Origin of the sequence: Paenibacillus chitinolyticus NBRC 15660, from assembly GCF_000739915.1 — a bacterium.
In the GTDB taxonomy this organism is placed as follows: domain Bacteria; phylum Bacillota; class Bacilli; order Paenibacillales; family NBRC-103111; genus Paenibacillus_F; species Paenibacillus_F chitinolyticus.
Genome location: NZ_BBJT01000013.1, coordinates 34752 through 59972, shown reverse-complemented (window position 1 = coordinate 59972; position 25221 = coordinate 34752). Strand labels below are relative to the sequence as shown.

The following is a 25221-nucleotide window of genomic DNA, read 5'->3' as shown; positions in this document are numbered from 1 at the left end:
CGGACGTACAAGCATTTATCCCCATTGTGGACGAAAAAGAGGCGGACTATTCTTTACGGCGGAACAAGACCCTAAGCGGGATTCCGCGTGGAGCTTTTGGCAATAATGGAAGGTAAAAAGTACCGGAAGCGAGGCACCTTACATGAATCTACCACCGGTTGTTCCGTTCGAGCCGGTTTCCACGGATCGGGCGCCTTCGGGCGAGGAATGGATTGCCCAGTTCAAATGGGACGGGGTCCGCGTGCTCACTTACTATGACGGAACGGACGTGCAGTTGTTTAACCGGAAGCTCAACGAAAGAACGCTCCAATACCCGGAATATCAGGCCGTCACGGATTATTGCCAAGCGAGGAACGTCATCCTGGACGGGGAAATCATCGCGCTGGAAAACGGGAAACCTTCCTTTCATCAAGTCATGAAAAGGGACGGCCTACGCAGCGGGAAATCCTTGGCGGGCTCGGTGCGGAAAGTTCCGGTCGTCTACATGCTGTTTGACATTTTGTATTGCAATGACGAATGGGTCATCGACAAGCCGCTGTCGGAAAGACAGGCGCTTCTTGAAGAACTGGTCATCCCGGATGACCGGGTCCAAATCGTCCAAAGCTTTACGCAGACGGAAGAACTGTTCGGCATTGCCCAGGCGCACGGTCTGGAAGGAGTCGTGTACAAAGACTTGGGGAGCACCTACGCGCTCAAAGGCAAAGATCAACGCTGGCGCAAGCATAAAAACTACCAGGATGTGAACGCGGTGGTCGGGGGCGTGACTTACCGCTCGGGAGTTGTGAACGCGATTCTGCTCGGGTTGTACAACGAAGAGGGGCGGCTTGTGTACATCGGACACGCGGGGACGGGCAAGCTGAGCCGCCAGGATTGGATCGACCTGACGGCTTTAACAAGGCCTCTTATCGTGCCGGAGAAGCCGTTTGTCAACGAACCGGAGCGGAGCAGGGAGGCTGCCTGGCTGCAGCCGCGGCTTACCGTGAAGATCCGGTTCATGGAATGGACCCGGTATTTGACCCTGAGGCAGCCGAGTATCCAAGCTTTTCTATCCGTCGCGCCTGAGGAATGTACCTTTTTGCGGGAAAAGTGAAGACAGTCCCCTCCCCCTCTGAAAACAGCCCAAAAAAAACGAGCCTCCGATGACGGCGGCTCGTTTCTGCTGTCGTTCTTGAGGAAGGCCTACTCAGGATACCGTTTCCTTGGCCGTTTCCTTTGGCTTGCGCGGTTTGGCCGCGGCTTTGGGCTTCGCTTTGGCTTTGGCGTCCGACTTGTCCGCAGCGACGGGCTTGACGGCTTCGAGGCTCGCTTGCAGTGCGGACATCAGGTCGATCACGTTGGTGCGTTTCTGCTCCGGAGCGACCTGGACCTCTTCGCCGGCCACTTTCTGCTGGATCGCTTCCATAAGCGCTGTGCGGTACTCGTCCTGGTATTTCTCCGGTTCGAATGGGGTAGACAACTGTTCGATCAGCATTTTGGCCATCGTCAGCTCTTTGTCATTGACGTTCGAGGCTTCCGGGAGATTGGGAACCTGACTGATCGCGCGAATCTCGTCCGGATAGAAAATCGTCTCCAAAGCGATGCAGTTATCGATAACCCGGACGGCTGCCAGACTGCTTTTGGAACGGATGGAAATGGTGGCGATCCCGATTTTGCCGGTCTGCTTGATGGATTCGAGCAGCAGGTTATAGGCGTTGGCACCCGTATCTCCGGGGGATAGGTAGTACGTCTTCTGAAAATAAATGGGATCGATGTCGGTCAAGTTGACAAAATCCAAGATTTTAATCTCTTTAGTCGCTTCGCCGGAGATTTTCTCCAGTTCTTCTTTCTCGAAAAGAACGAAGCGGCCGGGCTCGTATTCATAGCCCTTCGTAATTTCTCCCCACTCCACTTCCGTGTCGCAGGTGGTGCATTTTCTTACGTAAGAAAGCGGGGTGGTGCAGCGTTTGTGAATGTAACGCATGGAGATGTCTTTCTCTTCCGTAGCCGAGAACATTTTGACGGGAACGTGCACCAGACCGAAGCTGATGGCGCCTTTCCAGACCGTATGCATGAGGGAAAACCTCCTAGGTAGCCCGCGTAACGGGCTTATTTTATTGAATCCCCACGGGACCGGCCGCTCTGTGACCAAACTTCTTTTTAGCTACAGTATGTCCAAAAAATTCGCCTGATATGAATGCTTTTGGCGGATTTGTGCCACGCTAACCGGAGCCAGGTTTACTCGGGGAGTGGAGGTGAATGAAATGGGAGACGACAAGCAGCACAAAGAACTCAAAGACGGGACCCATCAAGGCCGGGACGACTATTACATGGACATCGACCGGATGATCAATGAAGGGCTCGGCGGCGGACAGGTTACGGTTCATAACGGTCTGATCGAGGAATCCACCACGGATACGATGGGATATCCCGAATCCGTAACGGATAATGAGCAAGAGTAAGGAGGGCGCCTGCATGAAGGAAAGCACATGCAGGCGCTTTTTTTTGCTGGGCGGAAAAGGAGCCGGAAGAGCGCCCGCGCCTTGCGGGAGCACATATATCCCGGTTGCTAGAGGGGGAATAGAGGGCTATAATAGGAGGCAAACCAAACCGGAGGAGCGGCATCTATGCAGCATGACGAATTCGGCCTGATCCGCCTGCTGACGGGGGACAGACAACAGGCGGACGGAATGCGTTCGCAAGGAGTGGTGGTCGGCATCGGAGACGATGCGGCCGTTACCGCCTTGTCTCCCGGCATGCAGCTTGTCGCCTCTTGCGACACGATGACCGAAGGGATTCATTTCCTGCCTGTGACGATGAGGGACGAGGACATCGGATTCAAGGCGATGGCTTCGAATATCAGCGACATGGCCGCGATGGGCGCGAAAGCACGTTATGCGCTTGTCGCGCTATCTTTGCCGAAGGATGCCGACACGGAACAGATCCGGCGCATCTACGCCGGATTGTATGAGTGCGCGGACTTGTTCGGTGTGGCCGTCATCGGCGGCGACACGACGTCCACGCGCGGCGGAATCGTGCTGACCGTCACGATTCTGGGCGAAGTCCCCGCAGGCCGGGCCCTGCTGCGCAGCGGCGCGAAGCCGGGCGACGCCGTCTTCGTGACGGGGCCGCTCGGCGGCTCGGCCGCGGGGCTGAGCTACCTCCTGCACCGCGGCACGGACGCGGCGCTTTGGGGCGAGCTGCCCGCAGAAACGGCGGAGCTCGTCCGCGCCCACACCCGGCCTCTGCCGCAGGCTGCGGCCGGGGAGCTGCTTCAGCGCACGGGCTTGTGCCGGGCGCTGAACGACATCAGCGACGGGCTCGCGAGCGAAGCCGCCGAAATCGCCGAGGCTTCGGGAGTCGGGCTCCTCATCGCGGAGGAGAAGCTGCCGCTGGCCGAAGGGCTTCGCGCCTGCGCGGAGAAGCTGGCCGCCGACCCGCTGGAGTGGGTGCTGTACGGCGGCGAGGACTACCAGCTTCTGGGCACGGCCGCAGAAGCGGATCTGGCAGCCCTGCGCGAGGCGTTCTCGGGCGAAGGGCTGCCCCTGCACGTCATCGGACGTGTGACGGCCGCGGGTGAAGGGGTGCGGCTGCAGCGTCCGGACGGGACCGTGCAGCCGCTGCCGAAGCGGGGCTACAATCACTTTGCTGCGAAATGAGAGGAAGCGACGGAGATGGCTTACCAATATAAAGCCGCAGACGAACGGGACACGGAAGCATTGGCTGCCCAATTGGCAGTGCTTGCGGGTCCCGGCGCCGTAATCGCGCTGGACGGCGATCTTGGCGCGGGCAAAACGCGTTTTTCGCAGGCGGTGGCTAAATCGATCGGGGTGCAAGGCGTTGTCAATTCCCCGACTTTTACGCTGATTAAAGAATACGAGGGACGAGAGTTCCCTCTCTATCATATGGATGTTTATCGGATTTCTTTGGAAGAAGCCGAGGATTTGGGGCTGGACGAGTATTTTTACGGGGAAGGTCTGACTTTGATTGAATGGGCGAGTCTGGTGGAGGAGCTTTTGCCGCCGAACCGGCTTGAAATTTATATCGAGCACAGCGGGGGAGACGAGCGGGTATTCCGTTTGAATCCTTCCGGACAGCCTTACGAGAGCTGGTGCGCAAATTTGAAAGAGAACGGATGGTTGGTATGAGCAGCGGGAACGGAAATAGTACGCGGGAGCGGGAGATGGCGCAGGACACTCCGCTTGCGGGGGATAGTGAAGGTCGTGAAAGCAGCCGGTCCGGATTCGACGAAAACGGGTATGTGCTTGCACTGGATACGTCCACGGCTTCACTGGCCGTTGCCCTGCTTCAGGGCGGCCGCGTAGTCGCGGAAAAGCACACGATCGTGGAGCGCAATCATTCCATTCACCTCATGCCTCACTTGCAGGAGCTGCTTGCTTCCCGCGGCATCCGGCCGAACGATCTCAGCGCGGTCGTGGCGGGCCAGGGGCCGGGTTCCTATACCGGCGTACGGATTGCGGTAACCGCAGCGAAAACGTTCGCCTGGTCGCTCGGCATTCCGGCTGCGGCCGTCTCCAGTCTGGAGGCGCTGGCGCTGGGTGCGCGGACGGCCTTGCTCGCTGAATCGGCGGATGCCGGTTCGGACGGTGCCGTGCGCTGGTTCGTGCCCCTGATGAATGCACGGCGGGGGCAGGCATTTACCGCGCTTTATGCATCGGCAGGGAATGAACCGGCCGTTGAGCTTTTGGGCTCTGCAGACGCAAGCGGCGATGTGGCACCGGATAACACCGGCAGCAGATGGGCCCGGCTTCAGCCGGACGGCATCCGCCTCGTGGCGGATTTTGCGCGTCACATTGGGGACACTGCGGGGGGAACGGAAGCCGCAGGGACGACCGGGGAACAGTCCGCGGGCGACGACGGAACTTTTGTCGTGCCTTCCGGATTTGCCAAGCCGAAGGAGATCGTTTTCGTCGGCGAGACTTCTTTTTTCGAAGAAACGATCGGACAGACCGCGGCAGAGCTGAGCGTCCCTGTGCGCGTCCTCCCTTACGATATGACGGCGGCCGAAGTGGGTCTGCTTGGCTTGCCCCGGTTAAAACGAGGAGAAACGATCGACAAGTATACATTCGTTCCGAACTATACCCAGCTTACGGAAGCTGAAGTGAATTTGATGGCTAAGGCCAAATCCTGACGGAAAGGGGAGGGGCTCTTTGGACGAACGAAGATGGGAGCAGCCTGTTTCAACCCCGATTTTCCGTGTGATGAGGCTGGACGACATCCCGTACATTTGCGAAATCGAGCAGGAAGCCTTTACGACACCCTGGTCGGCGGGAGCTTTTCACAACGAGCTGACGAGCAATCATTTTGCCCATTATACGGTGATGATGGTAGACGGGGTCATAGCGGGGTACGGGGGCATGTGGCTCATTATGGATGAGGCCCATGTGACGAACATCGCGATATCCGGCCGGTTCCGCGGCCGCAAGCTGGGCGTTTCGCTCGTCCACCAGCTGCAATCCAAGGCAAGGTCGCTGGGGGCGGTCCGCATGACTCTGGAGGTCCGCGCGTCGAATTATGTGGCTCAGCGCCTCTACGACAAAATGGGCTTCCAGTATGCCGGCGTCCGCAAAGGCTATTATACCGACAATAACGAAGACGCGATCATTATGTGGGCGGATTTGCCCGACACGAATCAACCCGCCTGAGCGGCGGTAGCGTCCTGTTCGCATTTGATAAAAGGGAATGAAAAAACGTCATGAACACTACAAAGCCTGTGTACATTCTGGCCATTGAAACAAGCTGCGACGAGACGTCCGCAGCCGTGATAGAGAACGGGACCGTTATCCGGTCCAACGTGGTTTCCAGCCAGATCGAAACCCACCGGCGCTTCGGCGGCGTCGTGCCCGAAATCGCGTCCCGCCAGCATGTCGAGAGCATCACCTGGATTTTGCAGGAAGCGCTCGATCAGGCGGGACTGGCGATGAAAGACATGTCCGCTATCGCCGTCACCCAGGGGCCCGGTCTGGTCGGTTCGCTGCTCGTCGGCGTAGTGGCCGCGAAAGCCCTGGCTTTCTCGCTCGGCCTGCCCCTGATCGGCGTCCATCATATCGCCGGGCATATTTATGCGAATCAGCTTGTCCACAAGCTGGAATATCCGCTGATTTCGCTTGTCGTTTCCGGCGGTCACACCGAGCTGGTGTATATGGAGAGCGAAGGAAGCTTCAAGATCATCGGGCAGACGCGCGACGACGCGGCCGGAGAGGCGTACGACAAAGTGGCGCGCGCCTTGAAGCTGCCCTATCCGGGCGGTCCGCACATCGACCGTCTGGCTCAGGAAGCTGACGGAGAAATTCCGATGCCCCGCGCCTGGCTGGACGACTCCTACGACTTCAGCTTCAGCGGCTTGAAATCGGCGGTGCTTAACGTCCTTAACCAGTCGCGTATGCGCGGAGAGGAGCCTGTGGCGGCCCATGTCGCCAAAGGCTTCCAGTCCTCCGTGGTGGACGTGCTGGTGGAGAAAGCCGCACGGGCCGTCCGCGAATATGGCGCCAAGCAGCTTCTGCTGGCCGGAGGAGTGGCGGCTAACCGCGGACTGCGCGAAGGGCTGACGAAGCGCTGCGCGGAGCTTGGCGTGCCTCTGCTGCTGCCGCCGATGGACCTTTGCTCCGACAATGCGGCCATGATTGGCGCCGCAGCGTTCCTCAAATGGAACCGCGGGGATATCACGGGGCCGGAGTTTAAGGCGGAGCCGGTGCTGAGCCTGGAGAAGTGGGGATACTGAGTTTAGGCTTATCACGGATAGTTGGAAATTTACCCCTACTTCGTTTAGCGGGATAACAAAATAAACAAACAAAGACAGCCTCCGGGAAGCTTTAAGCTACCGGGGCTGTCTTTGTTTGTTTTTACGCGCCTTTACGCGGTGCGCTATGGATTAAACGTTGACTCTTGGTGCAGCAACAATAGATTTAATCCGCCGACTTATGGACAGGAACTCCCAAAGCTTCGCGTGCCATTTCGGCATATTCCTCAAGGCCGGACTTAAGAGCGAACAAGCCGATAGTGACGGCGTACGCCCCCTGCAATTGCGCGATATGCTCCTTCATTCTCGGCCAGACGCGTCCGCCTGCTTTTTCATATTCCTCCAGCAGTTCCGACAAGGCTTTCTCGCCGAAAACGGTATAAAACGCGGTAAAGTCTGTGGCCGGGTCTCCGCACTCCGCTTCCGTCCAGTCCAGCAGCCCGCAAACCCGCTCGTTTTCGTCGACCAGAATATGGCCGGGATGCAGATCGCCATGAATGAGCGACGTATGCTCGGGCCAATAGGAAGCATCCGCGAGCCAAGCCTGCCAGCGTTCCCAAAGGTCGTCCGAGACGCCGAAGGCCTGCCGGACGACTTCCATGCGTGCCGCGGCGACCGCTCTCAGGTCACGGGCTTCTACGGCCATAAGGCCCGCCTGTTCGGCGGTACGGCCGTCTATCCGGTGCAGGGCCGCCATTGCGGCCGCAAGCGACTGAACGAACTCGGGGGAAGGCGTCTCCGGATCGATATGCCACGTGTAGGCCATTGCGGCGGTGTCTATAGTGGCCGCCGGCGTCCCGGGCAGCTTGCGGTAGGCAATGAAGTCCGGCCGATTGATTTGCCAGCCGGGAACGGCAACGGGCAGCGAACGGCCGACAAGCTCTAGCACTTTAGCTTCGTAAGCGGCCGATTGGATAACGTCCGGTCTCCTGGGGATACGGAGTATCCAGGAGGCATCGTCTGTCGTGCGGGCGGACGCCGCCAGAAAGTCCAGCCCGGAATCGTTCAGTTCCATGGGGCTCGACGGGTTCAGTTCCAGATGATATGCTGCCGCCAACAGGCGGAATTGGTTGAGTTGTTCTTGTTCCGTTAACGGTGTTGATTTTTTTACGGAGTCGTTCATATCGGATAGCACCTCTTCATTTTTAATCAAGTAATCGAATCTCATGAAAGCATCCTTACGGGGCAGCACAAATAAGCCCTGATCTCTCTTTTTGAAAAAAGAGCAGGTGCAGTGTGTCAGTCCGCCTGCATTACCTGATCCGCATGAAGTGGATAACCATGTTAAACGCCCTCCTATCGATCTTAGGGGAATCCCTGTTTTAACCTTACCACTTAGGAAGAAACCCCGGCAACGGGTGAGTTTTCCTAAATGAATTTTTTCCGCCCCGCTTAAAATCTTGAACATTTTGACATTTTGTATTGACTTTGCGTTTTCGCGCATATTATAATCACAACAAGTTCAATACGTACACGCAACGAACGGGAAAAGTAAGGTCATTCATGTCGCGCAGAGAGCTGCGGGTTGGTGCAACGCAGCCGGATGAACCCTGAACTCGCCCGGGAGCGGTAAAACTGAACAACGCCGGCAAGCCGTCCTGAACCCGTGAGACAGATGTCCCATCGGTCGGGTCCGAAGTCTTCGAAGCATCCGGCGAAGTAAGTTTTAACGGCTGGCCCCCGTGATCGGGCAGCGATTGGAACGTCCCGGTATCCGGATACCGGCCGACCTGTTTCCAAAAGCATCGAGTGGATTCGCCTTACGGCGGATCAATGAGAGTGGTAACGCGGAAGGCTAACGGCCTGTCGTCTCTTAAGTTAGAGACGGCAGGTCTTTTTTGCATCCTCTCCAGCAGACGGATGTGCACAGACAGCATCGATAAACAAGTGAGATAGATGGACTAGGCTAAGCAAGGCGGAACGACGGTGATCGGCGGTCGATCATACAAGCGAAGCGCTAACGTGGCAGGCACAGCCTGCGATCATCGCAAGTCTAACCGAGTGGACATTCAGGCGGAAGCAGGTGTCCGGGCAGCATCGAACAACTTAAATATCCACAAAGGCAATGAACAAGAGTAGTACGATCCGGTAACGGTACAGAGAGCTGCGGGGAGGTGCGACGCAGTCCGTAAGGGATCGGAACTCGCTTGGGAGCCGGGAGCCGAATGTTACGAATGCCGCATGAGCGGCCGTGACTCAAGCTTACAAACGGTTGGCCTCCGTTAACGGGCGCGCAGCGAATGTTAGGTTTCAATCCCTTTCACATTCGCTGCCGTAAGCGGACTTTCCCGTGGGGAAGGTCAACAAGAGTGGTACCGCGCCGGCACAGCCGTCGTCTCTTTTTCGGAGACGACGGCTTTTTTGCATGCTCAGGGCGGCTGTAATAGGCATGTCATAAAAAACTCTCATCGGAGTTTTTAATAAACCCGAAACGGGTAATCAGGAGGATAACGAAAATGACGAAACGGCAAATTAAAATTTTTGACACGACTTTGAGAGACGGCGAGCAGGCGCCGGGATGTTCCTTATACCCGGAAGAAAAGGTCCGCATCGCGCGGCAGCTTGTGAAAATGGGCGTGGATACGATCGAACCGGGCTTCCCGATTTCTAGTCCGGGCGATTTCGCCGCTGTGCAGCAAATTTCCCGTGAACTGCAGGGGGTAGAAATTTGCGGCTTCGCGCGTGCGGTCAAAATCGACATCGACGCGGCGGTGAAGGCGACTCAGGACGCGGCTTTGCGGCGCATCCACATGTTTATCTCCTCGTCGGATATTCATCTGGACTTCCAACTGCGCAAAACACGCGAGCAGGTGCTGGCGGAAGCGCGTCAGATGGTTGCTTACGCGAAGCAGTTCTGCGAGCGGATCGAATTTACGGCCATGGATTCCAGCCGTACGGGCCGGGAGTATTTGTATGAGCTGGTGGAAGCGGTCATCGCCGAGGGCGCAACGATCATCAACCTGCCGGATACCGTCGGTTACGCGATGCCGGAAGATTACGGCCAAATGTTCTCGGATGTGCGCAAGCATGCGAGGGGCGCCGACAAGGTGGAATTCAGCACCCACTGTCACAACGACCTGGGGCTTGCTGTTGCGAACAGCCTGGCGGCCATCCGTAACGGGGCGAACTATGTGGAAGTCTCCGTCAATGGAATCGGAGAACGGGCGGGCAACTGTTCTCTGGAAGAGATCGTCATGGCGATCGAGACGCACAAAGACACGCTGAACATGGAAACCGGCATCGTGCTGGAGGAAATCTACAATACGTCGACGATGGTCAGCCGGATGATGAATATGCCGATCGCGTTCAACAAGCCGGTCGTCGGCCGCAATGCCTTCCAGCACGAGTCGGGCATCCATCAGGACGGTTTGCTGAAAAACCGAAACACCTACGAAATCATGGAGCCTGAAAAGCTTGGAATTCCGCGTTCGATGATCATTCTGGGCAAGCATTCCGGCCGTCACGCTTTGAAGCACCGGATCGGCCAGTACGGTGTCGATCTGGACGCCCAGTCCTTAGAAGAAGTATACGCCCGCTTCAAGGACATGGCCGACGAGCAGAAGCACGTCACGGATGACGAGTTGATGAGTCTGGTCGGTGACGCGGGAGCTTCCGCGGCGGAGCGCCTTTCGCTGGTACAGCTTCAAGTCGTCAGTTCCAGCGACCGCAGCCGCGTGGCATCGGCCACCATCCGCGATAACGAAAGCGGTGCAGAGGCAACCTGGTCGGGCACCGGAGACGGACCGATCGAAGCGATCGTCAATTGCATCCGTCAAGCGGTGCCGATGGACGTGACGTTCGCCGATCTGGAGCTGTACTCCTTGTCGGCCAGCGAAAAAGCGACCGGCGAAGCGACCGTGACGGTATCCTGCGGGACGCAGACCTACAAAAGCTCCGGCTTGGATGTCGATATTCTGTTTGCGACCGCCAAAGCTTTCCTGTCGGCCTGCAACCAGGCCGTGCGGGCCAATCCGAATGCTTCACAGAGTGTATCCTTAATGGCTTAAATTATTAACAGGATGGGTGTGAAGAACTTATTCACACCCCCTGTGGATAATGTGCATAACTTGAAAAACCCCGTATTTTTCAGGCTTCCGCTTTTTCTTCCTTTTCCGTATAACTCTCGGATAACATTTTCAGATGAATCTGTGGATAATGGGGATAAACCTGTTTATAAGTGCTTAAAGCGCCGAAAATCCGGCGCTTTTTTATATTTTACCTGTGGATGAAGGTGTGGATAAAAAACGTGGTTCGGTTGTGGAAAAAAATGTGTATATAAAAGGCAAAACTTACCCGCAAGGAGTGAGCCTGAATGAATAGAGAAGCTTTTTATCACGGGACGAGAAGCAACTGGGCTTATGCGTATGATAACCGAACGATTCATTTGAGAGTCCGTACACAAAGGGATGACGTGGAAGAAATTGCAGTGATCGCCAGCGATAAATACGATTGGGACACTTTCTATCAGGAAATACCCATGGCCAAAACCGCTTCGGACTCGATGTACGATTACTGGGAGGCGGAAGTCGTCCCCAGCTACAAACGCCTGTCCTACTGCTTCAGGCTGAGTGCGGGAAGCGAGCGTCTGTGGATGACGGAGACGGGCATTCATTCCGAACAGCCTCATCCGCCGGGCGGCTATTACGCGTTCCCGTATATTCATGATATCGACCTTTTCAGTCCCCCGGCCTGGGCGAAGGATGCGATCTTTTATCAGATCTTCCCGGAGCGCTTTGCCAACGGAGACCCGGGGAACGATCCCGAAGGCGTGCAGCCGTGGGGCGGAAAGCCGGAGCGCGAGAATTTTTTCGGCGGGGACCTGCAGGGGGTGCTTGATCATCTCGACTATCTCGTGGATCTTGGCATCAATGCGATCTATTTCACGCCGGTGTTCAAGTCTCCTTCGAACCATAAGTACGATACGCTGGACTATACGCAGGTGGACCCTCATTTCGGCGATAACGCTCTGCTGAAGAAAGTGGTCGCGACCTGCCGCGAGCGCGGAATCCGGGTCATGCTGGATGCGGTTTTCAACCACAGCGCCTTGGAATTTCCGGCTTTTCAGGATGTGAAGGCGAAAGGGGAGGAGTCCGCCTTTGCCGACTGGTTCCATATCAACGAATACCCGGTTGCCGTAAAAAACGGAATTCCCACTTACGATACATTCGGTTTTTTCGAAGGCATGCCGAAATTCAATACAGCCAACCCCGAAGTGAAAAAGTATTTGCTCGACGTAGCCAAGTACTGGATCGAGGAGATCGGAATCGACGGCTGGCGGCTGGATGTCGCCGATGAAATCGACCACCGCTTCTGGCGCGAATTCAGGCAGGTGGTCAAAGCAGCCAATCCGGAAGCTTACATCGTCGGGGAGGTATGGAACGACTCTCTGATGTGGCTGCTGGGCGACCAATTCGATTCCGTCATGAACTATCCGTTCTCGGACAAAGTACTGGAATTCTTCTCGGGTCCGGGCATGGACGGCCACTCCTTCGCGAGCAGTATGGGCTTCCTGCTCATGCGGTATCCGAAACAGGCCAACGAGGTCGTCTTCAACCTGCTGTGCAGCCACGACACTCCGCGTGTATTGACGAGAGTAGGCGGCGACAAAAGAAGACTGAAGCTGTGTGTGGTCTTCCTGATGACGTACATGGGGACGCCGTGTATTTTTTACGGGGACGAAGTGGGGCTTCAAGGTGAAGGCGACCCGGATTGCCGGCAGTGTATGGAATGGCATCCCGATATGCAGGACCGCGAGCTGTTGGATTTCTATAAGCTTCTGATCCATCTTCGCAAGGAAAACCGGGCGCTGCGTGAAGGGAGCTTCCGGTTTCTGAAAGCGGATTACGGCGATCCCTGCATCATTTACGAGCGGATCGATGCCCATACGCATTTTACGATCTGGATGAATAATACCGAGGAGCGGGTTACGCTGCAGCATCCTATGGTGGCGGAAGATTGGCGCGATGCGCTTTCGCAGGAAGAAGTCAAACCGGCGGACGGCGTGATGCATATCGAGCTGGAGGAACTGGGCTACAGAATTTTATATAGAACGTTAAAAAAATAGTCGAATGTTGTCGATATAGTTCCTATCTAATTTATTTGGGGGGAACTATGAAGTACTTAAAACGAAGCGTGACGGCGAAAATGATCACGATGATGGCAGCACTGGTGGTGGTTCTTTGCGCGTTGATCATGACCTTGACTTCTTTGCAGCAGAGAGGCGATTATTACAGCCGGCTTAAATCGATTGAGCGGGTCGTAGAACTGGGATGGGAACAGCAGCTTCCTTTCCTTACAAAGGCAATGGATCAAATGAAAAGCACGGGGAAACCGGACGCCGCGGCAGCCGAGCTGGAAGCGATCCGCACGATAATGGAACATTACGTAAAAGACGGGGATATGGCCAACGTCGCCCTATACTATCCGGAAGAAAAAACGGTGGACGGCAAGATGGCTCTGACCGTTGTCGCGGCCAATGAGACCCTGGATAAGGCGGGGCTTAAGCCACTGACGGACTACACCTTCTCCGAACAGTACACACAAGCTTTCCAAACGGTTAAAAAGACCGGGGGCCAGGGCGTAACGCCGGTGTATACCGATCAGGCGGGAGAATGGGTGACCATTCTGAGCCCGGTTGCGGACGAGGCCGGCAAAACAATGGCGTATGTCGGCATTGATTTTGACTATGGCACGCTATCCTGGGATTTGAACAAAAGGCTGCTGATGAGCTTGGCTTTTTATGTGGGTATGGCTGTGTTATTCGCCTTACTTCTGGGTGTATTCACCCGCAGAATTCTTAAACCCATCGGGGAGCTTTCCCGCCTGTCGCTGGAAGTGGCGGAAGGAAACCTGGCCGTGTCCATTCCGGTCCGCAGCCAAGACGAGTTCGGGACTCTGGCCCGGAATTTCAACGCGATGACGGCGAGCATCCACAGTCTCATTCTGGGCATCCGGGAGTCTTCCGACCAGGTGAGTCATGCCGCGGAAGTGCTGGATACCAACGCGAAACAGACGACGCAGGCCACGCATCAAATCGCGACGGCGATCGAGCAGGTAGCGTCGGGAGCGGAGCGCCAGCTGCAGAGCACGCAGGAAAGCTCGAACGCCATGGAAGAGATGGCGACGGGCATTCAGCGGATTGCCGAATCCGCGGGTTATGCGGCGCAGTCTTCGGAATCCGCTTCCGATGAGGCGGCCCGGGGCAACGAGATGATTCAGCTCAATGTGAAGCAGATGAGCCGGATGAACGATACGGTGCAGCGTTCCGTGGAATCGATCAACCAGCTTGCGCAGCTGTCCGAGGAAATCGGCGGCATTACGGCGCTGATCTCGGATATCGCCAACCAGACGAACCTGCTGGCGCTGAATGCGGCTATCGAGGCTGCACGCGCAGGGGAACACGGACGAGGCTTCTCGGTCGTATCCGATGAAATCCGCAAGCTTGCCGAGCAGTCCAAGCAGTCCTCGGACAAAATCGCCGATCTGGTCGTCACGATCCACACCGGTACGGGTCAGGCCGTGAGCACGATGAGCCATACGGCCGAAGAAGTGACGGAGATGACTAAGCTCGTTTCCGAGAGCGGGGAAGCCTTCCAGCGCATCGTCAATCATATGGACGAGCTTGCGAAACAGATTTTGGAGGTTTCTTCGTCCTCCCAGCAGATGTCCGCGGGAACGGAAGAAGTGGCCGCGTCCATTTCGGAGCTGTCCCATATGAACCAGCAGACCGCGGAAAGCTCCCAGACCGTTGCCGCTTCTTCGGAAGAGCAGCTCGCTTCCATGGAGGATATCTCCGCTTCGGCAGGTGCGCTGAGCGATATGTCCCGGGAGCTTAAGCAGAGTATCAGCCGGTTTAAGCTGTAATCGGCGAAAGTCCGAACGGCAGGAGGTCCGGCACGGGCCTGTCGTCCAGTTCAGCGGAAGAACCAAGCCTACCTTGATTCTTCCGCCCCGGTTCGCCGGTTTATCGCATAAGGCGGGATAACCGCAGGTATAACAAAAAGAGGCCCGTCGGGGCCTCTTTTTTTGCATTTATTTATTTGGTTGGGCGGGGCTGATTTCAGCCCACAAGAGTCTCCCACTCCTCGTAGCACGCCTGCAGGCTTCCTTTTTTCTGCTCGATGAGGGTATTCTTCTCTTGGACGAGCACATAATCGTTGTAGACCGCGGGATCGGCCAGCTCTTCCTCAAGAGCGGTCACTTCCTCTTCCAGCCGGGCGATATCCTGCTCGAGCTGCTCGATCCGCCGCTGGCGGTTGCGCTCTTCCCGCTTGGCCTGCTTGTCCGCTTCGTAAGACGAAGGTTTCTCCGTTTGCTGCGCCGCGGAAGACGCCGAGGAGGCCTTGGCCTTGCTGTCGCGTGCTGCCTGTTCACGGGCGCGTTCGGCTTCCATTTCGGCGAGTTCCGCTTTTTTCTCGAGATAATCGTCGTAGTTGCCGAGATAATGGGTCACGCCGTGGCGTTCCAGTTCCAGCATGCTTTCCGCCATTTTGTTCAGGAAATAACGGTCATGGGAAATGAAGAGCAGGGTGCCTTCGTAATCGAGCAGAGCCGATTCGAGCACTTCCTTGCTGTACAAGTCCAGATGGTTGGTCGGCTCATCGAGTATGAGCATATTCGCATTAAGCAGCATAAGCTTGGCTAGCGCTACGCGCGCCTTCTCGCCGCCGCTTAGGGACGCGATCTTTTTGAACACATCCTCGCCGCTGAAAAGAAAATTGCCGAGCACGGAGCGGATACGCGCTTCCTCAATAGTAGGGAACGTGTCCCAGACTTCTTCCAGGATCGTTTTCTGCGGATTCAGGGTCGTTTGTTCCTGATCGTAGTAGCCGATCTTGACATTGGTTCCCCAGCGGACGCTGCCGGTATCGGGGGACAGCTTGCCGATCAAGGTTTTCAGCAGGGTCGTCTTGCCGATACCGTTCGGGCCGATCAGGGCGGCCGTTTCGCCGCGCCTCAGTTCGAACGAGACGGTATCGAGAAGGCGTTTGCCTTCTCCCACGGACAGCGCCAGATCCCTCACCTGCAAAACTTCCTTGCCGGAGGTCTGATCGATCTGGAAGGAAAAGCTGGCGCGCTTAAGATCGCCGAGAGGTTTGTCGATCCGGTCCATCCGCTCCAGCGCTTTGCGGCGGCTCTGCGCGCGCTTGGTCGTCGTGGCGCGGACGATATTTTTCTGCACGAAGTCCTCCATGCGGGCAATCTCTTCCTGCTGCTTCTCAAACTGCTTCATGCGGATTTCATAGTCCGCTTCCTTCAGTTCGACGAAACGGGAATAGTTGCCCGTGTAGCGCTTGGACGACGTGCGCTCGATTTCGTAGATCGCCGTAACGAGCGAGTCGAGGAAATAACGGTCGTGGGATACGACCAGAATAGCGCCGGGATACCCGCGCAGGTAAGACTCCAGCCACGTCAGCGTGCGGATGTCCAGATGGTTGGTCGGCTCGTCGAGAAGAAGCAGGTCCGGCTCTTCCAGAAGCATTTTGGCCAGCGCGAGACGGGTCTTCTGCCCGCCGCTCAGCGTCTGGATCAGCGTATCGGGAGGGAACTCCCCAAACCCCATACCGTGCAGAATTCCGCGTATTCTTGCTTCGATTTCGTAACCGCCACGCTCACGGAACCACTCGGATCTGGCGGAATACCGGTTCATCGTGTCCTCGTACGCCTTGGCGTTATCGACCAGCTTCGGATCCGCCATCTGCTGTTCCAGCTCGCGCAGCTCTTTCTCGACGGCATACAGCGCCGTAAAAACCGTGCGCATTTCCTCAATGATCGTTTTGTCCGTCTGCAGACCGCCGTTCTGGCGGAGATAGCCGATCCGGGTTTCTTTGGCCTTGAAAATGTCGCCTTCATCGTAAGAAAGGTCGCCTGCAATAATTTGCAGCAGAGTCGACTTGCCGGCTCCGTTCACACCGACCAGACCGATTCTTTCGCGGTCTTCGATTTGCAGGGATATGTTAGAAAGCACGGACGAAGTGCCGTAGCTTTTACCGATTCCGTTTACTTGGAGAAGCATCTTCCGTTATTACCTCCATGATTGCACGATTTTCTTCATTAAATAAGGCTACTAAGACTCTTTTTAGTGTACAGGAAAAACGCCTCGAGGAAAACTGAACACATTTTTTTCAAACTTCCCGGCAATGTGATAAAATAATGTATACTACTGTCTGCTTATGCCTTCTATCTAAAATAAGGCTCTTTACCCCGCAGGCAGACAACCATCTACGAAATCCTGCCAGTCAGTCTAAAATAACAGCCCCAGCCGGAAAGAGGTTGCAGCTTTATACATGAACGGTTCCGATAAAAAAGAAATCCGCCGGCACATCGAAACGCTCCGGGCGGGGTTAACGCCTGAGGAGAGAGCAAGCCGCGAGTGCCGGGTCAACGAAAGGCTGACCGCCTGGTTGAAAGGCCAAGCGGCCCGCCTTCGCCTTTCGCCCGACGCCTCCGCCGGTACGGCGCCTTTGCCGTTGAAACAGCCGCAAGAAACGGAAGACTGTCCGAGTCACGTGTACTCCGGCACAACATGGTCCGCAGGTCGGGAAACGGACGGAAGCTGCGGCTCTTCCGGTCTGCCGGACCTTCCGATTGTTCTGGCGTATGTCCCCTTTCGCACGGAATGCGGGATTCACAGGACTATCGAAGCCTGCTGGGAAGCGGGCATCCGCGTTTTTGTGCCTCGTTCGCTGCATGCGTCGAGAGAGCTTCTTTTTCACGAAATAAGGCAGTGGAAAGACCTGCGGAAAGGGATGCACGGCATAATGGAGCCGGATCCCCTGAGCCCTGCTTTGCAGGATCCCCTCGCCGCTTTCGCTGTTCTCGTACCCGGGCTTGCTTTTGATACCGCTTGCGGAAGGCTCGGATACGGGGGCGGCTATTACGACCGCTTTCTTGAAAAGCTGCTGCAAGCCGCTCGCGAGGAAGGACGGAATGCGCCTCTTTTTGCGGCGGCGGCCTTTGACGTGCAGCTTGTAGAGCGCCTTCCCGTGGAACCGCACGATATCCGTCTGGACGTGCTGATTACGGAGAGCGCCGCATATACCCGGGACCCGGAAGCGGACCGGAAGAGGGGAGAGGGATCGGATGGAGCAGCCGGATAAACTGACTCATTTTAATGAACAAGGACGCGCCAAAATGGTCGACATCAGCGAAAAAAAGGAGACCAAGCGGACGGCCGTTGCCCGCAGCAGCGTTACGATGCTGCCGGAAACGCTGCTGCGCATCCGTGAAGGGCGGCTTGCCAAAGGCGATGTGCTGGCTGTCGCCCAGGTAGCCGGCATCATGGCGGCGAAGAAAACGGCCGATTGGATTCCGATGTGCCACCCGCTCGCGCTGTCCGGTGTGGACATCCGCTTCGTATACGAAAGCGGGACGGAACTCGGCATCGAAGCCGAAGTGCGTACAACCGGGCCTACCGGCGTGGAAATGGAGGCGCTGACGGCCGTATCGGCTGCGGCCCTGACCGTGTATGATATGTGCAAAGCACTCCAGAAGGACATGGTGATCGGGCCTACGATGCTCGTATCCAAGACCGGCGGTAAAAATGGAGATTTTCACAGATTTGATACCCATTCTTAATCAAATTTTGTTACAGTAGAGGAAGAGGTGAGAGGAATGCGCTGGAAAGTTGCGATTCTAACTGCCAGTGACCGCGGATCGAGGGGAGAACGGGAAGATACGAGCGCCCAAGTCATCCGCGAGCTGGTAGAGGAAGAGATTCAAGGAGATATCATTGAATACCGCGTCGTACCGGATGAAATGGACGAAATTATGGCGGCTCTTATAGAAATGACCGACTACTTTCAGGCGGATCTCATCTTGACGACAGGCGGAACGGGTCTTGCGGCCCGGGACGTTACCCCGGAAGCGACCTTGAGCGTCATCGACCGCTCGGCACCCGGTTTTGCCGAAGCCATGCGGATGAAATCGATCGAAAAGTCTCCTCGGGCTATGCTTTCGCGAGCGGTGACCGGAATCCGGGGCTCTACGCTGATCATTAATCTGCCGGGCAGTCCCAAAGGTGTCCATGAAAGTCTTATGGCCATTATTGACGTGCTTCCTCATGCCTTGTCGATCTTGACGGGCCGGGAGCAGGAGCATGCGGATGAAAGCTGATCCCATGCTTCGTGAAGTAAAAGTGGAGGATGCGATCGGTCTGGTCCTTGCCCATGACTTGACCCGGATTATCCCGGGGGAGTTCAAGGGCCGCTTGTTCCGCAAAGGCCACCAGATTTCGGAAGAAGATATTCCCGCTTTGCTGAGCATCGGCAAGGAGCACATTTACGTGCTGGAGCTTGCCGAAGGCTACCTTCACGAGGATGAGGCGGCTCTTCGTCTGGCGAGCGCCGTGCGGGGGACGAACACCGAACGGACGGAACCGCATGAAGGCAAGGTGACGCTGAAATCGGCGATTCACGGGCTGGCCAAGATCGACAAAGCGTTCGTCGATGAAGTCAACGGCATAGGCCGCATCGTGATGTCGACCATCCGTACGAATACGGTTGTAAAACCGGGGCAAGCGTTGGCCGGCACCCGGGTCATTCCGCTCGTCATCGAGGAGGAGCCTGTCGCCCGAGTGGAACGGCTGGCTGCGCAGCGAAGAAGCGGACAGGCCTTGACCGCCGGCAGCCTGGAGCCGGAGAGCGGCGGCCCGGCGGATGCGGCGGGGACGCCGCTCCCGGCGGAGCTTGTCGCCGTGAAGCCGTTCCGCAGCCTGCGGGTGGGGCTGATCACCACCGGCAGCGAAGTGTTCAAGGGCCGAATCGAAGACAAATTCGGCCCTGTCGTGCGAGCCAAAGTCGAAGCGCTTGGCTCGAAGGTGATCGACCAGCGGTTCACGCCGGACGATATGGATGCGATCGTAACCGAGATCCGGCATTTCATCGGACTCGGCGCGGATCTCATCCTGGTCACCGGCGGCATGTCGGTCGATCCCGACGACCGCACGCCCGGGGCCATAGCCCGGGCGGGCGCCCGCATCGTCAGCTACGGGACGCCGATGCTGCCCGGCTCGATGCTGATGATGGCTTACATCGGCAGTGTCCCGGTAATGGGACTGCCGGGCTGCGTGATGCACGATCCGTACACGTCCTTCGACGTGCTTCTTCCGCGTATCTGCGCCGGGGAAGAGATTTTCCGCGAAGATATTACGGAGATGGGATACGGCGGCCTGCTCGGCTGCTGATTACACATTGTGAAGGAGGAAACATTCCGGATGTTTCAAAATATAGGCTTTACCGAAATTTTGCTGGTTGCCGTCGTGTGTCTGCTGCTGTTCGGACCGAACAAGCTTCCCGAGCTCGGAAGAGCTTTCGGACGCACCTTGAGCGAGTTCAAGAAGGGTGCGCGCGATATGATGTCCGAGCATGATCAGGCGGACAAGAAAGCGGCCGAAGTCAAATCTGCCGCCGCAGCGCCCGAAGAAGTTCCGGCGCCCGCCTCTTTAACGCAAGCCGCTCCCGCACCGGCAAGCAGTGAACGGGCGGCTTCGGACAATCCCCGCCGGCTTCCCGACTAAGGTGCCGGCTCAGTGAAGCTATACGTAGATAGGTTGGTGCTGCATGGATAAAGAACAACCTTTGGTCGAGCATCTGGCGGAGCTGCGCAAGCGGATCTTCTGGGTGCTGGGAGTCCTGATCATCGGCCTCGTCATCGGCCTTGTTTTCGCCAAGAACGTCATCCTTTTTCTGAAATCCGTGCCTCCGGCCGACAAAATCGCGTGGCATGTATTTTCACCGTGGGATGCGCTCCGTTTATACATGAACTTCGGTTTTGTCGTGGCTCTGCTCATTACACTGCCGGTGATCCTATACCACATCTGGGCGTTTGTAAGTCCGGGGCTCCGGGAGAGCGAGCAGAGAGCGTCGATTCTCTACATTCCGGGAGCGGTTGTCCTGTTCCTGGCGGGTCTTGCTTTCGGCTATTTTGTCGTGTTTCCGATGGCTTTTTACTTTACGACGGCGATCAGCCATTCCATGGGAATTACCGAGCTCTACGGGGCAGCCCAGTATTTTTCGTTCATGTTTAACATTATTTTGCCGCTTTCGGTTCTTTTCGAGCTTCCGATCGTGGTGATGTTTCTGACAAAACTGCGCATTCTGAACCCCAAGCGGCTGGCCAAAATGCGCCGTTACGCTTATATGGTTCTGGTCATTCTCTCGACCATCATCACGCCGCCGGATGCGATCTCCGCTATTCTTGTGGCGCTGCCGATGATTGTGCTGTATGAGTTCAGCGTGCTGCTTTCGGGCTTTATTTATCGCAACCAGCTTGTCCAGGACGCGGCCTGGGAAGCGGAATACGGGGAACAAAAGTAACGGGCTGTCGGAAGACGGCCCCTTTTTTTCGAAACGGTTCCAAAGAGGCAGGGTTCGGTGTCCCTTGGAATGACCGCGATGCTGCCGGAAAAGTGCCGTATTCCTCGTCTTAAGAGAGACGGCACCGCATAGGATACGAAGTTGGAACCGTTTTTTCGACGGAGCCGGTAAAATCGATTTACAAGACGTATGAAATTCGGGCAGCCGGGGAACAATGGGGGAGGCCGTTTCCTTGGCAGCGATTTCCATTCTGCTTTTTGCGGCAAAACAATAAAATTTAACAAAACCCACTTGCAAAACGATGGCAAAATCATTATCATTAAAAGTGTTGTTAGCACTTAAGATGTTTGAGTGCTAAATCCTAAAAATCCATTGACTACAAACTAAACTGAAGGAGGCTATTTATCCATGATCAAACCGTTGGGTGATCGCGTTATCATTGAAGCCATTGCGAAAGAGGAGACGACTGCTAGTGGCATCGTGCTTCCGGACACAGCTAAAGAAAAGCCGCAGGAAGGCAAAGTTGTAGCAGTTGGAAGCGGCACGCTGAAAGACGGCGAGCGCGTTGAGCTGGAAGTTAAAGAAGGCGACCGCGTTATTTTCTCCAAGTACGCAGGGACTGAAGTGAAATACGAGGGCCGCGAGCTGTTGATTATGCGTGAGAGCGATATCCTCGCTATCTTAGCCTAATTTAGCGGATTCACATACTTAAGCCACTCATTTGAATACTTACCGCCTGACGCCTCGGCTGAAGGCCGGTTATCGGAATCGATATAGATGCGCATGAACCTGTAAGCAGAATCAAACATTTCAGGGAGGGTTTTAACGATGGCAAAAGACATTATGTTTAGTGAAGACGCGCGCCGCGCAATGCTTCGTGGTGTGGACGCTCTGGCGAACGCAGTTAAAGTAACACTCGGTCCTAAAGGCCGCAACGTAGTACTTGAGAAAAAATTCGGAAGCCCGCTCATCACCAATGACGGCGTGACGATCGCGAAAGAAATCGAACTCGAAGACGCTTTCGAGAACATGGGCGCACAGCTTGTCAAAGAAGTCGCGACCAAAACTAACGATGTTGCCGGTGACGGTACGACTACGGCTACGGTTCTGGCTCAAGCGATGATTCGCGAAGGTCTGAAAAACGTAACCGCGGGCGCTAACCCGATGGTTATCCGCAAAGGCATCGACAAAGCCGTTCGCGCGGCTGTCGAAGAGCTTGCAAGCATTGCGAAGCCTATCGAAGGCAAGCAAAGCATCGCTCAAGTAGCGGCTATCTCCGCTGCTGACGACGAAGTCGGCGAACTGATCGCCGAAGCGATGGAGAAAGTCGGCAAAGACGGCGTTATCACCGTTGAAGAATCCAAAGGATTCGCGACTGAGCTTGAAGTGGTTGAAGGCATGCAGTTCGACCGCGGATACATCTCCCCGTACATGATCACGGACACGGACAAAATGGAAGCCGTTCTGGAGAACCCTTATGTTCTGATCACCGACAAGAAGATCACGAACATCCAAGAAATCCTTCCGGTTCTTGAAAAAGTGGTACAACAAGGCAAGCAGCTCCTGATCATCGCTGAAGACGTAGAAGGCGAAGCGCTGGCTACGCTGGTCGTTAACCGTCTGCGCGGTACGTTCACTTGCGTGGCTGTCAAAGCTCCTGGCTTCGGCGACCGCCGCAAAGCTATGCTGCAGGACATCGCTGCTCTGACCGGCGGCCAAGTCATCACCGAGGAACTCGGCCTTGAGCTGAAATCCGCTACGGTACAACAACTGGGTACGGCTCGTCAGATCCGCGTAACCAAAGAAAACACGATCGTTGTCGACGGCGCCGGCGCTAAAGAAGACATCGATGCGCGTGTTTCCCAAATCAAAGCGCAACTGGAAGAAACGACTTCCGAGTTCGATAAAGAAAAACTGCAAGAGCGTCTGGCTAAACTTGCAGGCGGCGTAGCCGTAATCAAAGTCGGCGCTGCTACCGAAACCGAGCTGAAAGAGCGCAAACTGCGTATCGAAGACGCACTGAACGCTACTCGTGCTGCGGTTGAGGAAGGTATCGTAGCGGGCGGCGGTACAGCTCTCGTGAGCGTGTACAATGCCGTTGCCGCTGTAGGTTCCGATGGCGACGAGAAAACAGGCGTGAACATCGTTCTGCGCGCTCTGGAAGAACCGGTTCGCACAATCGCGGCGAACGCCGGCCAAGAGGGCTCCGTAATCGTTGAGCGTCTGAAGAAAGAAACGATCGGTATCGGCTACAATGCCGCTAGCGGCGAGTGGGTGAACATGATCGAAGCGGGTATCGTTGACCCGGCGAAAGTGACGCGTTCCGCCCTGCAAAACGCGGCATCCGTTGCGGCTATGTTCCTGACAACCGAAGCGGTTATCGCCGACAAGCCTGAAAAAGACAAACCTGCTATGCCTGACATGGGCGGCATGGGCGGTATGGGCGGAATGATGTAATAAGGGGGGCCTCAAAACCCCTGTAATACCAGTAAAAACAGGCTCCTACAAGGGGCCTGTTTTTTTTATAAATCACAATAAAATCACCCTTTTTGCAAAGAGGGCTATTTTGAGTTTTGATTTTGAAGTTTTAATTTGAACACCCTTGTGTTTGAAAAACGAAGTCATGTATAGTGGTGTCAAGATAAAAAAACTATTGGAAAGTGGTGCCACTTTTTGTTGGGAAAAAAAATAAGCGGAATATTGGGGATGGATAGGTACGTTCATATTCCTGAGTTAGACGGGATTCGTGCAATAGCAGTTTTAATGGTGTTTATATATCACGCGTGGGGCAATTCAGGTATACCCAAGTTAAATATATTCGGGTGGGATATTACTTTTTTACTTAGTTGGGGCATCCTGGTGTTAATTTGTTTTATGTTCATAGTGGTTTCTTATTATTTATACCTTTTGCGAATTATTACTACAACGCAAATAAATGCGTTATACAACCAAGTCTGAAAAAATACTTCATTCGTAGGGCGTTGCGTATACTTCCTGTATATTATGTTTTTTTGGTTTTAAATATTTTGCTTACAAATAATGTTACTATCTTATCAACAGAAGGAGTAAAAAAACTCTTTATCAATATTTTTTTTCTACAAGGTTTTTTTCCGGAACATATGATCAATGGGGTAACATGGACCTTGTCTAATGAAGTTCAATTTTATATTTTGCTTCCATTTATAGCTCGTTACTTTATTGGCAGGAGAGCCTTGATTGCATTTCCTGCTACATTAGCTTTAGTGATCATCTACCGGATAGTTTGTTTCTTTATTTATAACCCTAACATTGACTCGATTGATTGGAAATATTATTACCTGACGGAATATAATATTTTAGGATGTATAGACAACTTTACAATTGGGATGACAATTTCCAGCATATTTTACTATAAAAAGATTGGTAAAAATCGCCACATAGATAATCTGATTATTTCAGCAAGATACCTTACTTGGTTGACGCCTTTGTTTTTTGGAATGCTCTTTTATACATATTACTCTTGGAGATTTAAACAAAACTCGCATTTCAGTTGGTTCTTTTTTTCTTTTGGTTTTGATTTCTTTCTGTATATTTTATTCGCTTTAATATTCTTATATGTGCTATTTCATAAAAGCCTATTAACCACTTTTCTTAGCAATACGTATTTAAGAATAATAGGGGTAATCGGTTATAGCGTTTATATCTGGCATCTTCCTTTAATGGATAGTTTGAATAAAACTAATTTTATTAATGGTGCGGAAGGTTGGGAAAAATTTTATCGTTTAATACCATTTTCATTACTTGTGATTCTACCATTTTCATTTTTTATGTTCATTTTAGTAGAAAAATATTTCATTGATTTATCATCTTCATTAACTAAAAAACATGAAGACGGGATGGCTTCAGCAAAACCTGTAAAAAATAAGATTACTTTTTAGAAATGATTGTCTTTCGTTCGTTTGCATTCTGTCGATTTGCTATAGGACAAGGAAAAGATTAGGGGTAACAAATGGGTAACGGATGCCGTGGAAAGTCCGTAATATCACGTGTCACATAGAACAGTTAGAATCTTTGAAAACCTTGATTTTACAGACCTTCGTGGCATTCCGTTACACATGGAACAGATATTAAAAGTATGGGCGGCATGATGTAATGAAATCATTGTCGAAACTTAGTGCGCCCCCAATTTTT

Annotated in this window: 22 protein-coding genes and 2 other annotated features; of the genes, 19 read left to right on the top strand and 3 right to left on the bottom strand. The window is 54.5% G+C overall.

Annotation, left to right across the window (positions count from 1 at the left end; genetic code table 11):
* Positions 1-142 precede the first annotated feature (142 nt).
* Positions 143-1090, top strand: a complete 948-nt coding sequence (locus PCH01S_RS24495) for an ATP-dependent DNA ligase (RefSeq protein WP_042234104.1) — start codon at positions 143-145, stop codon at positions 1088-1090.
* Positions 1091-1183: 93 nt separating this feature from the next.
* Here PCH01S_RS24495 and ku read toward each other — a convergent pair whose 3' ends face one another.
* Entirely contained in the window at positions 1184-2050 is an 867-nt protein-coding gene (ku, locus tag PCH01S_RS24490) for a non-homologous end joining protein Ku (RefSeq protein WP_042234102.1), read from the bottom strand.
* Between the two features lie 190 nt (positions 2051-2240).
* On the opposite strand from ku, the gene PCH01S_RS24485 reads away from it, so the two are divergent.
* The 6 genes from PCH01S_RS24485 (at position 2241) to tsaD (ending at position 6718) form a co-directional block, all read left to right on the top strand.
* Positions 2241-2438 (top strand): hypothetical protein, encoded by a 198-nt coding sequence (locus PCH01S_RS24485; protein WP_042234099.1) that lies wholly within the window; start codon positions 2241-2243, stop codon positions 2436-2438.
* Between the two features lie 165 nt (positions 2439-2603).
* Positions 2604-3635, top strand: a complete 1032-nt coding sequence (gene thiL, locus PCH01S_RS24480; RefSeq protein ID WP_042234096.1) for a thiamine-phosphate kinase — start codon at positions 2604-2606, stop codon at positions 3633-3635.
* A gap of 15 nt (positions 3636-3650) precedes the next feature.
* On the top strand, positions 3651-4124 hold the full coding sequence (tsaE, locus tag PCH01S_RS24475) for a tRNA (adenosine(37)-N6)-threonylcarbamoyltransferase complex ATPase subunit type 1 TsaE (RefSeq protein WP_042234095.1): 474 nt from the start codon (positions 3651-3653) through the stop codon (positions 4122-4124).
* On the top strand, positions 4121-5128 hold the full coding sequence (gene tsaB, locus PCH01S_RS24470) for a tRNA (adenosine(37)-N6)-threonylcarbamoyltransferase complex dimerization subunit type 1 TsaB (protein ID WP_241688792.1): 1008 nt from the start codon (positions 4121-4123) through the stop codon (positions 5126-5128). The genes tsaE and tsaB overlap by 4 nt, the downstream gene beginning before the upstream one ends.
* 70 nt (positions 5129-5198) lie before the next feature.
* Complete coding sequence (gene rimI, locus PCH01S_RS24465; RefSeq protein ID WP_174446851.1) at positions 5199-5642, top strand: ribosomal protein S18-alanine N-acetyltransferase; 444 nt, start codon at positions 5199-5201, stop codon at positions 5640-5642.
* Between the two features lie 50 nt (positions 5643-5692).
* Positions 5693-6718: a tRNA (adenosine(37)-N6)-threonylcarbamoyltransferase complex transferase subunit TsaD gene (gene tsaD / locus PCH01S_RS24460; protein WP_042234088.1), complete on the top strand. Its 1026-nt coding sequence runs from the start codon at positions 5693-5695 to the stop codon at positions 6716-6718.
* A gap of 184 nt (positions 6719-6902) precedes the next feature.
* Here tsaD and PCH01S_RS24455 read toward each other — a convergent pair whose 3' ends face one another.
* Positions 6903-7859, bottom strand: coding sequence for a macrolide 2'-phosphotransferase (locus PCH01S_RS24455; protein WP_042234214.1), 957 nt, complete (start codon positions 7857-7859; stop codon positions 6903-6905).
* Between the two features lie 346 nt (positions 7860-8205).
* Positions 8206-8553: a binding site (T-box leader), on the top strand.
* A gap of 239 nt (positions 8554-8792) precedes the next feature.
* Positions 8793-9079 (top strand) — a binding site (T-box leader).
* 113 nt (positions 9080-9192) lie between these two features.
* Here PCH01S_RS24455 and PCH01S_RS24450 point away from each other — a divergent pair.
* The 3 genes from PCH01S_RS24450 to PCH01S_RS24440 all read left to right on the top strand — a co-directional run bounded on the left by PCH01S_RS24450 (position 9193) and on the right by PCH01S_RS24440 (position 14599).
* On the top strand, positions 9193-10743 hold the full coding sequence (locus tag PCH01S_RS24450; protein ID WP_042234086.1) for a 2-isopropylmalate synthase: 1551 nt from the start codon (positions 9193-9195) through the stop codon (positions 10741-10743).
* Between the two features lie 305 nt (positions 10744-11048).
* Positions 11049-12800: an alpha-glycosidase gene (locus PCH01S_RS24445; RefSeq protein ID WP_042234085.1), complete on the top strand. Its 1752-nt coding sequence runs from the start codon at positions 11049-11051 to the stop codon at positions 12798-12800.
* 47 nt (positions 12801-12847) lie between these two features.
* The gene (locus tag PCH01S_RS24440; protein ID WP_042234083.1) at positions 12848-14599 is read left to right on the top strand and encodes a methyl-accepting chemotaxis protein; all 1752 of its coding nucleotides are present in this window, start codon (positions 12848-12850) and stop codon (positions 14597-14599) included.
* Between the two features lie 196 nt (positions 14600-14795).
* On the opposite strand, the gene PCH01S_RS24435 is transcribed toward PCH01S_RS24440, so the two are convergent.
* A complete protein-coding gene (locus PCH01S_RS24435; RefSeq protein ID WP_042234080.1) occupies positions 14796-16751 on the bottom strand; it encodes an ABC-F family ATP-binding cassette domain-containing protein in 1956 nt (651 codons plus the stop codon).
* A gap of 271 nt (positions 16752-17022) precedes the next feature.
* On the opposite strand from PCH01S_RS24435, the gene PCH01S_RS24430 reads away from it, so the two are divergent.
* The 9 genes from PCH01S_RS24430 to PCH01S_RS24385 all read left to right on the top strand — a co-directional run bounded on the left by PCH01S_RS24430 (position 17023) and on the right by PCH01S_RS24385 (position 24968).
* Positions 17023-17835: a 5-formyltetrahydrofolate cyclo-ligase gene (locus PCH01S_RS24430; protein WP_042234078.1), complete on the top strand. Its 813-nt coding sequence runs from the start codon at positions 17023-17025 to the stop codon at positions 17833-17835.
* A complete protein-coding gene (gene moaC / locus PCH01S_RS24425) occupies positions 17819-18313 on the top strand; it encodes a cyclic pyranopterin monophosphate synthase MoaC (RefSeq protein WP_042234076.1) in 495 nt (164 codons plus the stop codon). Before PCH01S_RS24430 ends, moaC begins: the two co-directional genes overlap by 17 nt.
* Positions 18314-18349: 36 nt before the next feature.
* Positions 18350-18850 carry a molybdopterin adenylyltransferase gene (mog, locus tag PCH01S_RS24420; RefSeq protein WP_009675197.1) on the top strand — a complete coding sequence of 167 codons (501 nt, stop codon included), beginning with the start codon at positions 18350-18352 and terminating at the stop codon, positions 18848-18850.
* Complete coding sequence (locus PCH01S_RS24415; protein ID WP_042234074.1) at positions 18840-19919, top strand: molybdopterin-binding protein; 1080 nt, start codon at positions 18840-18842, stop codon at positions 19917-19919. Before mog ends, PCH01S_RS24415 begins: the two co-directional genes overlap by 11 nt.
* A 30-nt stretch (positions 19920-19949) precedes the next feature.
* Positions 19950-20252 (top strand): twin-arginine translocase TatA/TatE family subunit, encoded by a 303-nt coding sequence (locus PCH01S_RS24410; RefSeq protein ID WP_042234071.1) that lies wholly within the window; start codon positions 19950-19952, stop codon positions 20250-20252.
* A gap of 43 nt (positions 20253-20295) precedes the next feature.
* Positions 20296-21051 carry a twin-arginine translocase subunit TatC gene (tatC, locus tag PCH01S_RS24405; protein ID WP_042234070.1) on the top strand — a complete coding sequence of 252 codons (756 nt, stop codon included), beginning with the start codon at positions 20296-20298 and terminating at the stop codon, positions 21049-21051.
* A 408-nt stretch (positions 21052-21459) separates the two neighbouring features.
* On the top strand, positions 21460-21741 hold the full coding sequence (gene groES / locus PCH01S_RS24400) for a co-chaperone GroES (RefSeq protein WP_009675186.1): 282 nt from the start codon (positions 21460-21462) through the stop codon (positions 21739-21741).
* Positions 21742-21879: 138 nt separating this feature from the next.
* Positions 21880-23508 (top strand): chaperonin GroEL, encoded by a 1629-nt coding sequence (gene groL / locus PCH01S_RS24395; protein WP_042234067.1) that lies wholly within the window; start codon positions 21880-21882, stop codon positions 23506-23508.
* Between the two features lie 389 nt (positions 23509-23897).
* Positions 23898-24968 (top strand): acyltransferase family protein, encoded by a 1071-nt coding sequence (locus PCH01S_RS24385; RefSeq protein ID WP_084706675.1) that lies wholly within the window; start codon positions 23898-23900, stop codon positions 24966-24968.
* Positions 24969-25221: the final 253 nt, after the last annotated feature.

Bases quoted from the DNA above. Each gene is read 5' to 3' on its own strand.
- PCH01S_RS24495 (WP_042234104.1), top strand. From the start codon at position 143: ATGAATCTACCACCGGTTGTTCCGTTCGAGCCGGTTTCCACGGATCGG.
- ku (WP_042234102.1), bottom strand. From the start codon at position 2,050: ATGCATACGGTCTGGAAAGGCGCCATCAGCTTCGGTCTGGTGCACGTT.
- PCH01S_RS24485 (WP_042234099.1), top strand. From the start codon at position 2,241: ATGGGAGACGACAAGCAGCACAAAGAACTCAAAGACGGGACCCATCAA.
- thiL (WP_042234096.1), top strand. From the start codon at position 2,604: ATGCAGCATGACGAATTCGGCCTGATCCGCCTGCTGACGGGGGACAGA.
- tsaE (WP_042234095.1), top strand. From the start codon at position 3,651: ATGGCTTACCAATATAAAGCCGCAGACGAACGGGACACGGAAGCATTG.
- tsaB (WP_241688792.1), top strand. From the start codon at position 4,121: ATGAGCAGCGGGAACGGAAATAGTACGCGGGAGCGGGAGATGGCGCAG.
- rimI (WP_174446851.1), top strand. From the start codon at position 5,199: ATGAGGCTGGACGACATCCCGTACATTTGCGAAATCGAGCAGGAAGCC.
- tsaD (WP_042234088.1), top strand. From the start codon at position 5,693: ATGAACACTACAAAGCCTGTGTACATTCTGGCCATTGAAACAAGCTGC.
- PCH01S_RS24455 (WP_042234214.1), bottom strand. From the start codon at position 7,859: ATGAACGACTCCGTAAAAAAATCAACACCGTTAACGGAACAAGAACAA.
- PCH01S_RS24450 (WP_042234086.1), top strand. From the start codon at position 9,193: ATGACGAAACGGCAAATTAAAATTTTTGACACGACTTTGAGAGACGGC.
- PCH01S_RS24445 (WP_042234085.1), top strand. From the start codon at position 11,049: ATGAATAGAGAAGCTTTTTATCACGGGACGAGAAGCAACTGGGCTTAT.
- PCH01S_RS24440 (WP_042234083.1), top strand. From the start codon at position 12,848: ATGAAGTACTTAAAACGAAGCGTGACGGCGAAAATGATCACGATGATG.
- PCH01S_RS24435 (WP_042234080.1), bottom strand. From the start codon at position 16,751: ATGCTTCTCCAAGTAAACGGAATCGGTAAAAGCTACGGCACTTCGTCC.
- PCH01S_RS24430 (WP_042234078.1), top strand. From the start codon at position 17,023: ATGAACGGTTCCGATAAAAAAGAAATCCGCCGGCACATCGAAACGCTC.
- moaC (WP_042234076.1), top strand. From the start codon at position 17,819: ATGGAGCAGCCGGATAAACTGACTCATTTTAATGAACAAGGACGCGCC.
- mog (WP_009675197.1), top strand. From the start codon at position 18,350: ATGCGCTGGAAAGTTGCGATTCTAACTGCCAGTGACCGCGGATCGAGG.
- PCH01S_RS24415 (WP_042234074.1), top strand. From the start codon at position 18,840: ATGAAAGCTGATCCCATGCTTCGTGAAGTAAAAGTGGAGGATGCGATC.
- PCH01S_RS24410 (WP_042234071.1), top strand. From the start codon at position 19,950: ATGTTTCAAAATATAGGCTTTACCGAAATTTTGCTGGTTGCCGTCGTG.
- tatC (WP_042234070.1), top strand. From the start codon at position 20,296: ATGGATAAAGAACAACCTTTGGTCGAGCATCTGGCGGAGCTGCGCAAG.
- groES (WP_009675186.1), top strand. From the start codon at position 21,460: ATGATCAAACCGTTGGGTGATCGCGTTATCATTGAAGCCATTGCGAAA.
- groL (WP_042234067.1), top strand. From the start codon at position 21,880: ATGGCAAAAGACATTATGTTTAGTGAAGACGCGCGCCGCGCAATGCTT.